The organism is Siminovitchia sp. FSL H7-0308 (assembly GCF_037980985.1).
Taxonomy (GTDB): domain Bacteria; phylum Bacillota; class Bacilli; order Bacillales; family Bacillaceae_C; genus Siminovitchia; species Siminovitchia thermophila.
Map to the genome: position 1 here is coordinate 3,444,565 of NZ_CP150282.1, position 17,618 is coordinate 3,462,182.

At 38.0% G+C, this 17,618-nt stretch carries 12 protein-coding genes; 7 read left to right on the forward strand and 5 right to left on the reverse strand.

Annotated features, from left to right (window positions below; all coding sequences use genetic code 11):
* Positions 1–250: 250 nt before the first annotated feature.
* Together MHB50_RS16275 and MHB50_RS16280 are read right to left on the reverse strand one after the other, a co-directional pair.
* A complete protein-coding gene (locus MHB50_RS16275; protein WP_340084220.1) occupies positions 251–2,827 on the reverse strand; it encodes an adhesive domain-containing protein in 2,577 nt (858 codons plus the stop codon).
* 666 nt (positions 2,828–3,493) lie between these two features.
* Positions 3,494–4,045: an XRE family transcriptional regulator gene (locus MHB50_RS16280; RefSeq protein ID WP_077112776.1), complete on the reverse strand. Its 552-nt coding sequence runs from the start codon at positions 4,043–4,045 to the stop codon at positions 3,494–3,496.
* Between the two features lie 115 nt (positions 4,046–4,160).
* Here MHB50_RS16280 and MHB50_RS16285 point away from each other — a divergent pair, with 115 nt between their 5' ends.
* The 7 genes from MHB50_RS16285 (at position 4,161) to MHB50_RS16315 (ending at position 13,060) form a co-directional block, all read left to right on the forward strand.
* Positions 4,161–5,135, forward strand: a complete 975-nt coding sequence (locus MHB50_RS16285; protein ID WP_205179396.1) for a cysteine synthase family protein — start codon at positions 4,161–4,163, stop codon at positions 5,133–5,135.
* A gap of 599 nt (positions 5,136–5,734) precedes the next feature.
* Complete coding sequence (locus tag MHB50_RS16290; protein ID WP_340084221.1) at positions 5,735–6,169, forward strand: hypothetical protein; 435 nt, start codon at positions 5,735–5,737, stop codon at positions 6,167–6,169.
* Positions 6,162–8,198 (forward strand): hypothetical protein, encoded by a 2,037-nt coding sequence (locus MHB50_RS16295; protein ID WP_340084222.1) that lies wholly within the window; start codon positions 6,162–6,164, stop codon positions 8,196–8,198. Before MHB50_RS16290 ends, MHB50_RS16295 begins: the two co-directional genes overlap by 8 nt.
* Before the next feature lie 54 nt (positions 8,199–8,252).
* Positions 8,253–8,669 (forward strand): hypothetical protein, encoded by a 417-nt coding sequence (locus MHB50_RS16300; RefSeq protein WP_340084223.1) that lies wholly within the window; start codon positions 8,253–8,255, stop codon positions 8,667–8,669.
* Complete coding sequence (locus tag MHB50_RS16305) at positions 8,666–8,911, forward strand: hypothetical protein (protein ID WP_340084224.1); 246 nt, start codon at positions 8,666–8,668, stop codon at positions 8,909–8,911. The genes MHB50_RS16300 and MHB50_RS16305 overlap by 4 nt, the downstream gene beginning before the upstream one ends.
* A 523-nt stretch (positions 8,912–9,434) precedes the next feature.
* Entirely contained in the window at positions 9,435–11,345 is a 1,911-nt protein-coding gene (locus tag MHB50_RS16310) for a Dam family site-specific DNA-(adenine-N6)-methyltransferase (protein ID WP_340084225.1), read from the forward strand.
* Positions 11,346–11,365: 20 nt separating this feature from the next.
* A complete protein-coding gene (locus tag MHB50_RS16315; RefSeq protein ID WP_340084226.1) occupies positions 11,366–13,060 on the forward strand; it encodes an AlwI family type II restriction endonuclease in 1,695 nt (564 codons plus the stop codon).
* Between the two features lie 49 nt (positions 13,061–13,109).
* Here the strand turns inward: MHB50_RS16315 and MHB50_RS16320 are convergent, their stop codons facing one another.
* The 3 genes from MHB50_RS16320 to MHB50_RS16330 form a co-directional block, all read right to left on the reverse strand.
* Positions 13,110–14,972, reverse strand: a complete 1,863-nt coding sequence (locus MHB50_RS16320; RefSeq protein ID WP_340084227.1) for an ATP-binding protein — start codon at positions 14,970–14,972, stop codon at positions 13,110–13,112.
* 342 nt (positions 14,973–15,314) lie between these two features.
* Positions 15,315–16,940 (reverse strand): DUF927 domain-containing protein, encoded by a 1,626-nt coding sequence (locus MHB50_RS16325; protein WP_340084228.1) that lies wholly within the window; start codon positions 16,938–16,940, stop codon positions 15,315–15,317.
* 148 nt (positions 16,941–17,088) lie between these two features.
* Positions 17,089–17,397, reverse strand: a complete 309-nt coding sequence (locus tag MHB50_RS16330; RefSeq protein WP_340084229.1) for a hypothetical protein — start codon at positions 17,395–17,397, stop codon at positions 17,089–17,091.
* Between the last annotated feature and the right edge of the window lie 221 nt (positions 17,398–17,618).

Genomic DNA, 17,618 nt, shown 5'->3' on the forward strand with positions numbered 1-17,618 from the left:
ATTTCCAATTGACGTTTTTTCGAACCAATTGCCACTCACCTTTTAAAAGGGCCGTTCAAATGGTTTCATAGCACCCAAGTTTGACTTGTTCAAAGTTAACTTTATTGATAAATAATCAGCCTATATTTCTAATGAAACATAGGCTGATTATATTGAAAAGGTGCTATCTTATTTTAATTTGCTGTTTTACCTTTTTTTCTTCTTCCAGTAAGTAATCCAGCAATTCCAGCTAGCAATGCCATTAACCCTGCTAGTCCTGTGCTAAAGATGGATGTTGCAGTATTCGGTAGTTTGTCACCGTCTCCTTTAGTGTCATGGCTACCGACTTTGCCGTTTGTATCATTGTCTGTTTGACTTCCTGGCGTTTCATCTTTATCGGCGTCGGCATCGGCATCAGCATCAGCATCGGCGTCAGCATCAGCGTCGGCATCAGCGTCAGCGTCAGCATCGGCGTCAGCATCGGCGTCAGCATCGGCATCGCGTCAGCATCGGCGTCAGCATCGGCGTCGGCATCAGCATCGGCATCAGCGTCAGCATCGGCGTCAGCGTCGGCATCGGCATCGGCGTCAGCATCAGCGTCGGCATCGGCATCGGCATCAGCGTCAGCATCAGCGTCGGCATCGGCGTCAGCATCGGCGTCAGCATCAGCGTCAGTCAGCATCAGCATCAGCATCGGCGTCAGCATCAGCATCGGCATCAGCATCAGCATCAGCATCAGCATCAGCATCAGCATCAGCATCAGCATCAGCATCAGCATCAGCATCAGCATCAGCATCAGCATCAGCATCAGCATCAGCATCAGCATCAGCATCAGCATCAGCATCAGCATCAGCATCGGCATCAGCATCGGCGTCAGCATCAGCATCAGCGTCAGCATCAGCGTCGCGTCAGCGTCGGCATCAGCATCAGCGTCGGCATCAGCGTCAGCATCAGCGTCGGCATCGGCGTCAGCATCAGCGTCAGCATCGGCGTCGGCATCAGCGTCAGCATCGGCGTCAGCGTCGGCATCGGCGTCAGCATCAGCATCAGCATCGGCATCAGCATCAGCGTCAGCATCGGCATCGGCGTCAGCATCGGCATCAGCGTCAGCGTCGGCATCGGCATCAGCGTCAGCATCGGCATCAGCGTCGGCGTCGGCATCAGCATCAGCGTCAGCGTCAGCATCAGCATCAGCGTCGGCATCGGCATCAGCATCAGCATCAGCATCAGCATCAGCATCGGCATCAGCGTCAGCATCGGCGTCAGCATCGGCGTCAGCATCGGCGTCAGCATCGGCATCAGCGTCAGCGTCAGCGTCGGCATCGGCATCGGCGTCGGCATCAGCGTCAGCATCGGCGTCAGCATCGGCGTCAGCATCGGCATCAGCGTCAGCATCAGCGTCAGCGTCAGCATCAGCGTCAGCGTCGGCATCAGCATCAGCATCGGCGTCGGCATCGGCGTCAGCATCGGCATCAGCATCAGCGTCAGCATCGGCGTCGGCATCAGCGTCAGCGTCGGCATCGGCGTCGGCATCAGCATCAGCATCGGCGTCGGCATCGGCGTCAGCATCGGCGTCAGCATCGGCGTCAGCGTCACCGTCATCTAGACATTCACCAAAATCTAATGTAGTTCCTGTTCCGTGATTAGCAAATAGGTCTAGGTCAATGATTGCATCTTGAACTGCGAGACCTTTTATGTCAACATTTCCACAAACTTTTTCATCAACTTTTACACCGTTTACATTTACCGTCGTACCCGCAATTAATTTTAATGCAGCTACATCATTTACTAAATCAAGTGTTAAATCTGTAACTTGGTCTGCTACATTCGTTATTTCTCCAGTTAAACTACCTACAGTCGTTAATAATTCATTTACTAGGTTTTCGAGTACTCCTGCAACTCCTTCAACTGCAGGACCAAGTAAAGGTTTTAATATGGGATCTAAAATGGGGCCTAATAAACTGCCTAAAGCATCAATTAATTTACCTAAAGGTCCATCACCTAATAAAGGTGCTAATGCATCGCCTAAAAGAGGTAAATTATCTAAGTTTCTGGCAAGATCTAATATATTATCTGTATTGAGTCCGCCCGCTAATATTTTTATTTCCAAATTACCTAATGCTTCTGATAAGTCATTTAACAACTCTACTACAATTGAATCAATTGTTTCCTGTAAATGTTTACCTAAGCCATCATCATATTCAACCGTAATTGTTCCATCAGCATTAATCGTCACTGGAATATCTGCTTCTTTATATGATGTCAATGAATCTAATGAACTTTCTAGATTATTGAGTGCATCAAGTGCTGCAAGAACATCATCCAAACCGTTTACCTGCAGAATTCCAGGTGCGATATTTAATAATTCATTTACAAGTATACCGATTTCATTTGTTAAGTCTGTAACTGTCGTAGTTAATCCACCGACAGCAGAATAAAGTCCAGGCAGATTTTCTTTTGTAATCGGTAAAATATCAACCGTTACATCTGCCGTGCCCCCTTCTATCAAGTTCCCTGCAAGCTCGGGTGCGTAAAATTGCATCACAATGTTCGGATTAATAATTTCTGTATCAGCTAGTCCGCCAGAGGTCATTGTTAATGATAGCTCCGATGGCTGACCTGAAACTACATTAACGGCTCCTGAAAGTTTAACATCTGTTAAAATATTTACATTTGCCAAGTTTTGAGCATAGACAGCATTAGTGTTTAAACCAGGTAAACTTAAGGAATTTGCAAATGTGTTTACTGGTATGGTTAAGATCAGTGATGTCGCAGCAATTGTTGCTACTTTTTTCAACTTTTTCTTTCGATTAATAGCTTTTTTGTAATCAAAATTTCTTTTGCTCAAGAATTTCGTACCTCCTTAAATGTTTAATTTTGGTCCTGTACCCCTTGTGCAATCAATTCCTTATAATCTGCACCTCCGAAAAAATGTCGCTTTCTGTCCTAAAATGTGACATGTCTAATTTCGAAATAACATTACCAAATGCGAATGCTCAGATTTCGAAGAAAAATATAAGCAAAAACTATACAGCAAGCCCGAAATATAAAAAAAAGCGTACCAAAAGGCACGCATAGCGAATAGCAGTCTATTCCTGTTTTTTAACGAATAAAGAACTGCACCCCCATTATCAGGCACAGTTTAAACACTTAGAGGTGCTAAAAATAATAGAGCAGAAAAGGGATGCTGTCTGAAGTGAGAAGATATGTATATGTTGAGGATGAATTTTTTTCTCTGTAACTCAATGCCATTTTCACGATGGCAAGCTTTACGATAACCGAGTTCCTTATGGATGACATGAAAGGGATTTTTTTCTTCATCTTGTTCCCATTTGAATTGAATCAGTTCCGAAGCCTGTTCGTCACCATATCATGTAATCGTTGCTTCCTCGTCATTGATCGAATCCACCGAGACAGCTCCATCATTACTAATACTGTGGTCTTTCTCTGTTTGTTCGAGATAGAGTCATTGTCACTGGCAATGTATGAGCTAGAATCACACAACACAAAAATATTATGGATAAACAATAACCACAATAGCTTTTGCGTCTTGATTTGAAGAAAGATTAAAATAGGAATGCGATGTATTTGCTTTAAATCTTAGCATTTCATCTTTTTTAATAATGGTAGCAATTTGCTTTGCAGTGATTTCAATCTCGCCTGAAAGAACAAAAACATATTCAAAAAGTGCTTCGGTATGTGCTGGAGATTCATGTTTAATTTGCGGTTTTAGTTCAATCATAAAGGCTTCAAATTTTCTGTTTATATTAAACGGTATATAAGTATAGACCTTATAGCCTTCGTCGGCACTTAATGAATCCACATCTTCTTTTTTGATAACAAATGATTCCTCACTTTCGTCTTCCATCAATGATGAGAAAGATATTTTTAAACCATTTGAAATTTTCCACAGTGTTGTCACTGTCGGTGTAGATTCCCCCCTTTCAATCTGACCAATCATACTTTTACTCACATTGGTTAATTCTGCTACTTGATCCAATGTATATCCCTTCTCGATTCGAAACCTCTTTAAATTTTTTCCAATTATTTTATTAATTTGGTCCATTTTGCCATTCCACCTAATTCTAAAAATATTTGTACGTTATATTGAAATTATATTCATCATAACGCATACGCTATAGTATAATTTAGACAATATATTATATCAAGGAGAGGTACTTATGTCATATATAGCTGCAAATATACTTGAAACGATAGGTTTAACTCCATTAATCAAGCTGAGTCGGTATACAGAAAATGTAGAAGGCAATATTTTTGCCAAATTGGAGTATTTTGCACCCGGACTTAGTAAAAAAGATCGGATGGCTCTTGAAATAATTGAGAGTGCAGAAGAAAAAGGCTTGCTTAAAAAAAAGCAACCTGTCATTGAATTGACAAGTGGCAGTATGGGGACAGGACTTGCGATTGTTTGCAACTTAAAAGGATATCCCTTTATAGCTGTCATGTCTAGGGGGAATTCAATTGAACGTGCACAAATGATGAAAGCTTTCGGTGCTGAAGTTGTTTTAGTGGACCAACATCCAGATTCTGAACCTGGTAAAGTAACAAGCAAAGACTTAGATCTTGTTGAAGAAAAAACGCAAAAGCTGACAAAAAAATATAATGCTTTTAGAATTGACCAATTTACCAATCCAAGCAGTGTTGAAACAGGTGAGAAACGGCTCGGTCCCGAAATTATTGAACAGCTAGGCGATATAAAAATTGACGCTTTTGTTGATTTCATAGGTACAGGAGGGACTTTTATCGGCGTGTCAAAATCACTACAAAAAGCTTTTCCCCACATCAAATGCTATGGTGTTGAGCCGGTAAACGCACCATTTTATAGTTCAATCCAAAAGACAGATGGGAAACATATCATTCAAGGTGGTGGATATAATATTCCATTAAAGTTTATTGAAGAGAATAAAGAACTGATAAATGGATTTATTACGGTCAGTGATTGTGAAGTCACCGAAGCCACTCGATTATTAGCGTTAAAAGAGTGTATCTTTGCGGGGGATTCCAGTGGGGCAAATGCTGCGGCCGCATTGAAACTATTAAAAGGGGACTTGAAAGGGAAAAATGTTTTAATTCATATTCCAGACTCAGGAACTAAATATCTAAGCACTAATTTATGGGATATTTTAGATAAATAGACACGAGTCTTTATGTAATGGGATGAAAAAAAGCTTTTTATCCCTGTTTTATTTTTTTATTACTTTTCAAATTAAATGGACCGATTGTTGAATGATTACTGTATAAAACTTTTTTAAAAATTATCGAACTTTATTCAAAAGGATCATTCTTTAAAATCAATTATCAAACATTATTTCAAAGCAACAATAACTATTTTTATTCATATGGTGCCAGAATAAACAAGGATGCTGTAAACCCTTATATATGACAAGCCTTGCATTATCCCCAGGGGTGTTGGCAAATCTGACAAAGAAAAACATCCTTCACTCCATTTAACGAGTGAAGGATGTTTTTTACATAAAATTGTTTTTATTGCACAAACCCTTATGGTTCAGGGGGTTCGAGAGACGACTACATCATGCCGCCCATAAGCTAGCCACCAAAATCCTCTAAAACAACTACAAAGAAACACCGGTATATCAACATTTCACAGAAAATCGATAAACAATCCTAAATGATGAATCAATCTCTGATGACCAAAAAAATGACCATGTGTGTGACCACAGTTTTTCAAAAGGAATTGTGCCAACTTACTAAATAGTTTTAGGAGGGCTATTGCATGAAGCTTGTAAGAGCAACTTTTATTGCTTTTAGTATAACACTGTTTGCAACAGGGTGTAACCAGAGCGACGGACTAAAGACAGCCACTACTGACGATATACAGCAGATGTTAGATGACCAAAAAGACGGTTTCGTTGTCATTACGAATGAAACCGATGCTCCATTCTTAGATGAAACCAAAAAAGCATTACTAGAAAAAAAGGAAAATGCTTTGCAATTCAATGTCTTCCGCAATGATGGTAAAAACGAGAATCCAGACGGTTTAAGTAAAAATCCTTTCCGTTTTGAAATGCAACATGTGAATGCCATTTACTATCTGAAAGGTGGGAAAGTCTACGGAGAATACGAATTAGAAACTCATGAAGGACTGCGCCAGCAAGAGGAATTACGATACTTTATTGATTCCATGACTGGAGGTGCGACCAATGAGTAATGAGGAAATCGCTCGAAAGCTTGAGGAATTCCAAGATTACCTAAGCATCTCCAATATTTTCACAGACATCTTGCGTTGGCTTGGATGGGTATTCGTAAAAGGGCTTGCTTGGATTGTCGATATGTTGGAGAACGTGACAGATGACATTCTGTTGGTCAAAAGCTTTTATAATAACCCTGAAATTGTAGCGTTTGTAGATTCAATCAAACCATTTCTATACATCTTGCTCGCCTTTTCTTTGCTTTATACAGGGTATCTTTTGATTTTCCAAAAGAAGTTCAATCGTGAAGGAATAGCGATCAACCTTTTTATCGCCCTAATGGTCATTCTTGCTCTAAATGCTGGAATGGAAAAGGCAGACGAGTTTACGGACGCTGCAATCGACGCTGTAAAGGTGGATTCACTTTATCCGACTGATGAATCCTCATTAAGTGGTTCGATCATACACCGGAACGTCGTAGATCTCACTGAAATCGACAAAAATAATTGGTCTTCGACTGAACTAAATGTGCCGAACAGCACGCCACCCAGTAAAATTGCCAATATTAACGTTCGGGAAAAGTACGGGAAAGATACCGAAGATATTTCAAGTGAAGGAAAAGAGATTTCCAAATACACGCTTTCGTTTAACAATACCGGTGAATACCGTGCCGAAAAGCTTGATCAGTCGGGATTAGAATGGAACAACGAGTATTATTTCCGTTACTCCATCAACTGGTTCACCATCTTTGTGACGTTAGGGGTCATTGCCTTTACCCTATTTTCCATCTCTCTCAAGCTGGCTAAGTTGTTCTTTGAACTAACGTTCAACTATATTTTAGCGCTGATTGTCGCACCTGCCGACATTCACGATGGACAGAAAACAAAGAAAGTCATCCAGGCGATATTAAACACCTTCTTTGCCGCAATTCTTATTTTTCTATCAATGAAGGTGTATATGATTGGTACAGCTTATTTGGAAGAAACGTTAGATACCTTCCCCTATCTCATTGCGTTAATCGCCTTTTCTTTAGCAGTTATTGATGGGCCGAATATTGTTGAAAGACTATTCGGCATTGATGCTGGATTGAAAAATGGATGGGGTATACTCGCCGGAGCGTATGCAGGAAGCAAATTAGTTTCTGGCACTGGAAAGCTTGCTGCACAAGGTGCTGATCTTATGACGGGCGGCAAACTTAGCAATACAAAAGATTCACTGGCTAAGTTCGGGAATCGCAATAGCAAAGGAATAAATAACTCGAAAGCGCCTTCGCCTAACGCATCAACGAAAGATGGAATTCAAACAGGCATGAGTAATTCAACAGGTGTAAATGACTACAGCAAGAATGTTTCCTCTAGCAATAATGATAATCGACTTGATGAATCGGCAGGAACATCCGAAAGTGCTGCGTCAAAAAGCGTCTCTTCTCAACTAGAAAATGAACAGACATCAGGACAGAGAAAACAACGGAGAGCACCTTCGCCTAATGATGCAGATAAAGGGGTGTCTGCACAAAGCAGAACACGCATTGGCGACGGAGATCAAGCGGGTATTCATCATTCCCAAAGGGAGTCTATAGCAGACAGTGTGTCGGAACAAGGACAAGACCCTGGAACGTTATCTAATAGGGCTTCAACAGTTGGTGCAACAAATCCACCTAAACCAAGCCCAGAAGGTAACGCCCGATCAATCAACGCACAAGGCACGCATAGTTCGCAAAAGATACAAGCTGCTCATCGATCAAGTGTTCAGACAGACATTGATGTGACGAATGAAATTGACCAATCTACTACAACAGCAACACGCACAGTACAGTCTAGCAGCGGTAGTGTTGTTCAAGATAATTCAGCCAGTACTCACACAGTGACGAATCAACAGAATGTACAGCATACTGACCAAGTAAACGTTCATTCGACCCAAATATCTCATGGAACTGTCTCAGGGCAAGAAACACAGCAACAGGTGTCTGTTCCTACAATCAAGCGCAGACCAAGCTCGTATCAGATTCCTAGTACGGTTAGTATGCAGAAGTTGAAATCGAAAACATGACGCCTCCCTTTTTTCTAGTAATTCTTTTGATTCTTTTTGAAAGGACGGGACAATATGAATAACAAACATCAATTTCGTGCAAGAGTGAGAAACGTCAACTACGAGTATCTGGAAGACTACCAGATCACCAATGATTACAGCAACATCGGCGAAGCATTAGATTCCATTTTGGAGGAACACAAGGAACTGAAAAAGAACCATTGGAATCTACAATATATCTCCCATACAGTTGCCGAGATCGTGAATGAGCGAATGTCAAATGAGTTGAACCGGATTCGATTAGGGACAAACAACACGGACAGGAACACACAAATATTAATTGAATTATTGCAGGGATATATGCAACTGCAAAATGTACGACACATTCCGACAACGGATATGTATAAGACTGAGTTTCTAACCCATACCGAAGAAGTTGTCCGTAGCAGAATAACTAAAATGAAACAACGAAAGGATTCGAAAGTAAAATGAATTACAAGTATAAAGAATTTGATATGTTTACTGTAGACCAAATTAAAAGCATGGTGAACCATGATATAGACAAAGCTCTAGAATTATTTGCAGATGGTTATGTGGCAGCCTATCGAATTGAACATGAGATTAGGCAGGTTTATGAACTTTTTGAAAAAAGAAATGACGAGCTTCGCCAAGCACTTGATCTGTGTAGACAGTGTTTAAAGTTGGTCGAGACTGCAATTCAAAATCGAAAATAAAAAACAAAACCACGTTCCTGAAAAATAGGAGCGTGGTATTTTTATTCCACTAACAGGAAAATAAAATTGCAGTTCCATGCAAAAACAGATAGAAGAGCATAAGGGAAAATTGTCCCCACTCGTCGTGCGGAATCAGGCAAAGCCTGATATTTTCATGGGGTCATATTTTTAAAGTTTGTCACACTCCTGTGACAGATAAACGATTCACCGTCACAGGAGTGTGACAAACTTTTTTATTTTGATATCACCGAAACATCAGGCTCTGCCTGATCTATCTCGAGAAGTGATAGCAGTTTCTCCTTATGCTCTTTACTTTACTTTACCTTTACCTTTACCTTCTAAATTGCTAATGTACGACCTCACTTAATGTATTTTGACAAAAGGCATTAATTATATTACAATTGACGAAACAAGTAAAGCATTTAATCACTTATTTAGTTCATTATTAAATTCTTTTTATAGGGGGTGGCGCCTGTTTGCGTCACCTTTTCTTGTAACGACTTAATCTTAGAGGTGTAGAATAATGGAAATCAATAAAAACTTATCATTTGATCTTGAAGTATTCCCAACTAAAGCTCGTCCTATTTTGAAATGGGCTGGAGGGAAAACACAGATGCTCGAAGTCCTTTCTGCTGCCTCTCCAAAAAAATTTAATAAATACATAGAACCCTTCATTGGTGGAGGAGCGCTGTTTTTCAATCTCAACCCTAAACATGCTATTATTTCAGACCTGAATCAGGAACTGGTAAACCTATATTCAACAATCTCTTCTAACGTAGAGGAGGTTATAGAGGTTTTAAAAACCATGCCTAATGAAAAAGAATTCTTTCTGCAAGTCAGAGAGCAGAATGAAACCTTATTATCTCCAATTCAAAAAGCTGCTAGAACAATTTATTTAAATAAAACTTGTTTTAACGGTTTGTACAGAGTTAATAAACAAGGAAAATTTAATGTCCCTTTTGCAAATTTAAAAAACCCAAAAATTTGTGATGAAGAGAACTTAAAAGCAGCAAGTCTTATCTTACAAAACACTTCTATTATCCATGGTGACTATAAAACTGTTTTACAAAATTTTGCTGAACCGGGGGATTTCATTTTTCTAGATCCTCCTTATTTGCCGGTCAGTGAGTACTCTGATTTTAAAAGATACACCAAAGAACAGTTCTATGAAGAAGATCATGTTGAACTGGCGGAAGAAGTAAAAAGACTTCATGAACTAGGCTGTCACGTCCTTCTAACAAATTCAAATCATCCTTTAGTTCACGAACTGTATTCTGATTATAATATCAGTGTTCACCAAACTAAAAGAAATATCAACAGCAATGGGACCAAGCGAACAGGAGAGGATGTGCTGGTTAAAGTAACTCCCAAAAAAAGATTCTCAATTGTCTCACCTTCAATCAAACTCCCAGATCAAGTTGAAAAATATCCACCCACCCGTTATATGGGAAGTAAAAAAGATTTATTAGAAAGTATTTGGTCAGTTGCATCACAATTTGAGTTTGAAAGTGTTGCCGATTTGTTCTCTGGGAGTGGGATTGTCTCATACATGTTCAAAGCTCAAGGTAAACAAGTTTTTAGCAATGATTATATGGCTTTTTCATCGACTTTCACTAAAGCGCTCATAGAGAATAATAAGACAACTTTGTCTGCAAATGATTTAAAAAAGCTATTAAATACCGAGGTTGTTTCTGATAATTTTGTATCAAAGACCTTTAAAGGGATTTATTATAATGATGAGGATAACCTTTTTATTGATAAATTGAGACAAACGATACCCTTGCTTAAAAATAAAAACAAACAGGCTCTTGCAATGTCGGCATTAGTAAGAGCATGTATGAAAAGGAGACCTAGAGGAATATTTACGTTCGTTGGACTTGATAAATATGATGATGGACGTAGAGATCTTCAACTTTCTCTTCAAGAGCATTTTATTGAGGCAGTGCAAATTTATAATAATGCTGTATTTGATAACGGACAAAGAAACTCATCTAGAAATGGGGATGCTATGAGTTTTAGAAAGAAAGCCGATATTGTATATATCGATCCCCCTTACTATAGCCCTCATTCAGATAATGAATACGTTAGAAGATATCACTTTGTCGAAGGTTTAGTAAAAGACTGGGAAGGAATTGAGATTCAGGAAGAAACAAAGACTAAAAAGTTTAAAAGCTACCCTACTCCTTTTAGTTCAAGAAAGGGTGCTCATGACGCATTTGACTTGTTATTTAAAAAACACAAAGAAAGTGTTTTAATTGTTTCTTACTCTTCAAATTCTCTACCTACAAAAGATGAAATGCTTGATTTGCTTGCAAAATACAAAAGTAATGTGGATGTAGTTTCTATTAATCATCAATATTCATTTGGTAACCAAAATCACAAAATCGGGAATAATAAAAATAAAGTTGAAGAATTTCTCTTTATTGGTTATTGATCCTAGGAGTTGAATATAATATGCCATGGTTAATTGCTGATAACGGTGTGCGAAATCCCCAAAGGTTAAGAGATGGATTAGAGGTTTTAGTTAACTCTGAATTTCATGGAGATTTTAGTAAAAAGAATGAAAAAGGAATGGCATTACTCTTAGACAAAGAAGGCATTATTTCGCTACAAACTAATACTGATAATACAGTTTCTAGAAAATGGAGATTGAATTTAATTAGATTGGGTTTTATTAACAATGAGACACACACTATTACAGACAATGGTAGAAGGTTAATTCACACTTCTTCTCTCCCTGAACAAGAGGATTGTTTTTTAAGAGCCTTATTAATCCACCAATTACCCTCCCCTATTCATCCAATGCCATGGGGAGATATTGATCATCCTATAAACCCGTTGCGAATGGTATTAAGTGTTTTAGTGGGTTTAGAGGAATTAGGTCAAGACTCAACGATATCTAAAAACGAAATGGCTTCTATTGTAATGATTCATTATAATATGACGGATATACCACACATCGTAAATGAAATCATTCACTATAGGAAGCTTAAGCAGAAAGCTACTGGAAGGGTAAGACAGTTTGAGAAGGAATACAGAGAAAAGGCTTCAAAAATTGATGGTGGCAGAGTTAGTTCAGAAAGCTTAAATTCCTATGCGGATGTAAATATCAGATATTTGAAGCTCACTGGCCTTTTTGAGGAAGAAGGAATATCTGGTCTAAGTATTGCAGAGCATAAGAAGACGATTGTTAAACAAATTTTAGAAATACCTTTCAAGCCAGTTTCTCAAGAAGACTACCAAAGAGCTTTGGGCCAAGGCGCTTCCCTGCCTACGGACAAGAAACATGAAGCTATTACAGCTATTAGAAACTTATTTGATCTTTTAGTTCAACACAATGCTACTATCGAACCTCTCCCGGAAGGTTGGGAGCATATGGACATTGCTGATTTATCCATCATAAGGATTAGACTAGAAAATGAATGGATTCATAATCAAGAAAGACAATATGCGATTAGACAAAAAGATGAGTGGGAAGATATTCTAAAATACATGACAGAATTACAACAGCCTTCCCGAATTGGAAAGAGAAATTCGCTTATCCCTAGCGGAGAAGGCCCCGCATATTTAGAGTGGGCTGTCTGGAGAGCTTTTTTAGCAATAAATTCACTGCACAATGAACCATGGGAGTCTCGAAAGTTTCCAGTCGATAGAACCTTTAAGCCTGTTAGACATGCTCCAAGTGGGGATGCGGATATGGTCTTTGAATTTAAAGATTTTGTTTTCGTAGTCGAAGTAACTTTGACAACCTCTTCAAGACAAGAAGCTGCCGAAGGCGAACCCGTGAGACGTCACGTTGCTCAGTACGTTGATAAGTTTTCAGTCTTAGGAAAGCGTGTGTTTGGAGTGTTTATAGCAAACAAGATCGACACAAATACAGCAGAAACATTTAGAATAGGCGTTTGGTATAGAAACGATGATTCCCAGATGTCTGTTAACATTGTACCAATAACTCTTGAGGACTTTACTAAAACATTTAAAACTATTTTCCAAGACGGTTTTTACGAGAATGCAGAGGAATTTTTGAAACAGTTGGTTATTGAATTGCGCTCATATAGTAATGAACGTGCTCCTGAATGGAAATTATTGATAAAAGAAAGCTTTGAAAACCGTATAAACTATTTATCTAATTTAAAATCTGATAAATAAAATTATGGGGCTATTAGAAATTTAGCCCCATGTAATATTTCCCTATTATTCACACATGGATTAGCATTCTTTTTTCAACAATATTTTTAGCATCTGTATATTTTTTATTTTTCAGATGGTCTAAAATAAGGAAAATATCCATTAACTCTTCAAATACTCCATGCTCAACAAGATCTTCTTCATTAACAGTCCTCATAACCTCTTCATTTAACTTTGCTTTAATTTGCTTATCATTAGAACCTATTAGTGTAGTCTTCAAATGGTTGACAATATCTATTGTTTTTGAGTCTTCTATTTCTGTATTAAAATACTCATTAATTCTTCTAGTTGGTATGTAGTTTTCTAACATGTTATGTTCAGTACAAAATCCCATTCTAGAATCATCATTGTCCTGATTCATTTCGCTTACAATATCTATATATTTCTGTACATCCGAATCATAGAAATGAAATTCCGGTACTCCAATGTTTTCTAAATATCTTTTTTTAATAATATTTACCAACTGCCCACCGTTTGTAGGCATTATTGACACGTCTTTTTCAATATCAATTATACTTTTAAAAGTTGGTAACTGAGCAATTGTATTTATAAAACGAATGTCATTTTCCCCTTCAACAAACATTATAATCTTGCTTGATATAGGAGGAAGCTGCCCCAATGTTTCAATTACTCTATCTGCCTTCTGGGTGCTATTTAGTGAACAAACAGTTGGATATCCATCCTTTCTTTCAATTAGATTAATATCATCTATTTCAAAAAAACCCGCAATTTCAGGGCTATGCGTTGTTATAAATACTTGGCGTTTATCAACTTTTGCAATATTAATCAAAGCATCTATTATCATTTTTTGGAAATCAGGATGTTGGCTAGTTTCCGGTTCTTCAATAGCGTAAATAATGCTATTTTTAGGAGATTTTTTTAATAGTCTATCTGCTTCGGCGCGAAAATAACTTAATAAGACTAAACGCCTTACACCACTTCCCCTCTTATTTAACGGAATTCCATTGTCAGTTAATATATCAAACGAGAAGAGTGATTCTACTTTTCCAATATTCATATTTGGCGTCAAATCTACATCTGAAAACTGGGAAAACTCTTTGAGCTTTTCAATTGTATTTTCTAATACCTCTTTTACATGTTCTTCAACTTCTTTGGCCATGATACGAAACTCTTTATCAATTTCTTTAACAGATTCAGCTACAACAGTTTTAATTGGATCTTGAACATCTTTATCTTTATCACTATTAGATCTATCCACTTTGAATAGCTGAAATATAGGTAATACTAGCTTAATTTTATCCCAAGCTTTCTTTTGATTTTCAATTTCACTTATATTGATCTCAGTCAATTCCTTATCCGAAGAATCAATCTCCGAATATAATGCTGCTCTAATAGTTGGGTTAATTGATAGGTTAATTTCTTTATGCTTAGCCCTTAATTCTTCTGTTACAAGTTTTTTTAATGCAGTATTATTTAAGGTAATCAATGGTTTGCTTTGGTAAGCTGTTGGATAGAAGGCCATTAAACTTCTTTTAATAGAACTAGCAGTTATCGAGGTAGCATCCCTTTTAATTTCTACGGACAATTTTAACTCAAGTAAACCTTCCTCATTTAATAAATTCTCTTTACGTAAATCCGTCGGATAACTAGAGTCGATAACAACTAAATATTCGTCTTCATCTAATTCAAAATATGTAGTGATTTCTATCTTATTTTCAATTGCAGACACACACAAATCCGAAACGTCTAATAGCTTATTAGGAGTATCAGAAAAGAACACTTCAAGCGCTTCCAAGATTGTCGATTTACCTATATCATTTTTTCCTATGATAGCCGTTATATCATCTGAGAAGTTTATCTCACATTCACTATAACCTCTAAAGTTTTTTAATTTTACTTTTTTTAGAATCAATAATAACTCCCCCTTTTATACTGTGAACATGTACCTACTATGGTATCAATGCTCGGGAAATAATACAAGAAGTCTTAGTCAGTATTTTCAAATAGAAGATTAATGCCAAACTAATTGTTACCATGTAATTTTGTAATTTCTCTTCACAAACTGCATCACACCAACCAAAAAGGGGATTACAAGTTGTAATTTCACTTGTAATCCTCATACATATAGTTTGTAATTTTTCTAGTAACCGCTTTGTTTGTAATTTGATTTGTAATCCTCGTAAACCCTATGATGACGGCATTTACAGGTATTGAATTACAAGATTACAAATTTACATGCTAATATATTGTAAATTTAAAAACTGTTTCTAGAAAAATCGAACCCCTGCTCTTCTAATAGCTCTTGATTTACATGAATAGCACGCTGACTACGTTTTTTATGCCTCACGACTTTATAGTCAACTATTTTCCCCTTATTCTTTTGCTGAATCGTTAATTGTTGTTTCATCCACGCTTCCCTGATTTGCTTAGCATCCGAGCCTAATTTTTGTTTTACATAGTTTACAGTCAAAAATAAGCCCTCTTTATTCACGATGGCATGGGTACCATTGGTCGGTTCGTATTCATCAAAAATATGGCTTCTATTGGCGTCCAGCTCTTCCAGAATTTCAATCAATACATTTCTCGGCCGATCTGCATGACTATTTTCTGCACAGATGGTTAAGAAAAGTTCCGGAAAGTCATCTACTGGCATATCCATTCCTTCGTCATTAAAAAGATCATTCAAGACTTCAGCGACAAATACGATGAATGAAAAAGGTCGTGCAATTCTTTTCAGTATTCTATTTGTTGAAGCTGCTTCTTTGTATTGTCGTTCTAATAATTCGAAGCGATGTTTATATTGTTCTTTTTTCATGTTCCAGCGTTTGATAAACTCTACACCGATTGCGCCGCAAATTTGTTCTACATCATCGTCATACGTCTCAAAGTATTTACTGTCAATGTTATCCGTATTAAAGTTCGTTATCGGGATCACTCGGGCAGCAGCCCCTTGTGAATTTGTATATTCCAGTATGTTGTTTTCTCCTGTTGTAATGAATACTGATTGCCAGCCACTGATCGCCCGGCTACCCTCTATATTTCCACGTAGCTTGCCTTTACCGTTGGCGAACTGATAAATCATGTTTTGGAATTCATGGGGCTTATCGGAAGTATTGGTGTCATCCAAAATTAACGGGAAAGCATTTAAAAAACCTGCAAGACGTTCTATCCCTACTTTGGTTGCGGACATGGTACCCATATAATCCTTTGGCACTCCCCAGACACTCGCACAAGCCTTCTGGACGGTTGTCTTGCCGTTCGTAGAGGAACCCGATATGTCTACAACTATTGGTGACAGATTAAACTCTTTGAACAGTACAGACGCAAAGGAAGAGGCTATTGCAAAGGCTCCCTCTGCATTTAGCCTAAATGGTGCAAAGATTGAATCCACCCACCGCCGAGCTGTGCCGAGTTCCTTGAAGGCGTTTAACCGCTCTTGCTCACCTTCTCCTGGCGCAACTACACGGTACTTTGTTTCTAATAACGGATGGATTAAATGGTCTCCTAAATATCCTAGACGGCTCACCACCATCGATTTTCTAACTCCATTGATTGTCAGAAACAGATCAAAATACTCGATGAGATGCCGGGCATTCCGGTCATTGCTGCTGAATCCCTTATTTGCCAAGGAAATAACTTCTCTCTTTGTTGCCAAGGCGATTGCCGGAACAACTTCGCTGTACACTTTGCCTTCATGAAACCATTTTAATTCATATTGCACATTATTCTTTTCAATATCATCAAAGCATTTTGTGACATAGGGAACGTGTCTGCTTATAAACTCTTCTTCATCATTCTTCCTATTTACCCTATATAATCTATTATCCTTAGTGAAAAAAGGGTCTGGAATTCCAAACCCTTTCACTTCTTCTCTAAACATTTCATACGCCATCAATCACAACGCCCCCCAAACCGGGACGTTGCGATTATCGCCTCTATACGATAAAATATTCGTGAACAGTTTTTTAAGTGCCCATTTAACTCATTGCAGTGAGTTAAGGGGCTTTTTTTGTGTTTCTTCATTGGTTTCAACCCTTCCTCCGATACTTCAAAATATCTCTCCCATTACGCTTTAATTCCTCGTAATAGCTATCTAAATAACGATCCACGTCTTTTTTATGGAACATATAGCATTTCCCCTTTTTTAACGTTGGAAAGTTCGGATCACTCAGGAATACTTTTGAGATTGTCGGCCAGGACAAGCTAAGGTATTTTTCCAACTGTCTGGCATCCATGAAATACACATCCTCTTCCAATTCCAATGAGCGAATATGCTCGTCCACTTTTTCTAAAACAAGTTGATTGATCGCCTCTTCATTGAATTCCATGATTCTCATAAAGCTCACCTCCCTTCTTCTGTCATTAAGTAATAGTCTCAAATACTATTAAACTTCAATGACTGAATTGACCACATTTTACAATAGAGTTTTTTTAAAAGCAACCGAAAAGTTTACTATCACTTCAACTTTTATCGGTGATAATTAAACAAGTATACAAAGCCTATAAAACAGCGTCATTTCAATAAACTACATGTAGTTTTGTAGTTTTAAAAAAAATT

Coding starts and splice junctions, on each gene's coding strand:
- MHB50_RS16305 (WP_340084224.1), top strand. CDS start 8,666: ATGAATTACAAGTATAAAGAATTTGATATGTTTACTGTAGACCAAATT.
- MHB50_RS16330 (WP_340084229.1), bottom strand. CDS start 17,397: ATGAGAATCATGGAATTCAATGAAGAGGCGATCAATCAACTTGTTTTA.
- MHB50_RS16310 (WP_340084225.1), top strand. CDS start 9,435: ATGGAAATCAATAAAAACTTATCATTTGATCTTGAAGTATTCCCAACT.
- MHB50_RS16295 (WP_340084222.1), top strand. CDS start 6,162: ATGAGTAATGAGGAAATCGCTCGAAAGCTTGAGGAATTCCAAGATTAC.
- MHB50_RS16285 (WP_205179396.1), top strand. CDS start 4,161: ATGTCATATATAGCTGCAAATATACTTGAAACGATAGGTTTAACTCCA.
- MHB50_RS16325 (WP_340084228.1), bottom strand. CDS start 16,940: ATGTTTAGAGAAGAAGTGAAAGGGTTTGGAATTCCAGACCCTTTTTTC.
- MHB50_RS16290 (WP_340084221.1), top strand. CDS start 5,735: ATGAAGCTTGTAAGAGCAACTTTTATTGCTTTTAGTATAACACTGTTT.
- MHB50_RS16315 (WP_340084226.1), top strand. CDS start 11,366: ATGCCATGGTTAATTGCTGATAACGGTGTGCGAAATCCCCAAAGGTTA.
- MHB50_RS16300 (WP_340084223.1), top strand. CDS start 8,253: ATGAATAACAAACATCAATTTCGTGCAAGAGTGAGAAACGTCAACTAC.
- MHB50_RS16280 (WP_077112776.1), bottom strand. CDS start 4,045: ATGGACCAAATTAATAAAATAATTGGAAAAAATTTAAAGAGGTTTCGA.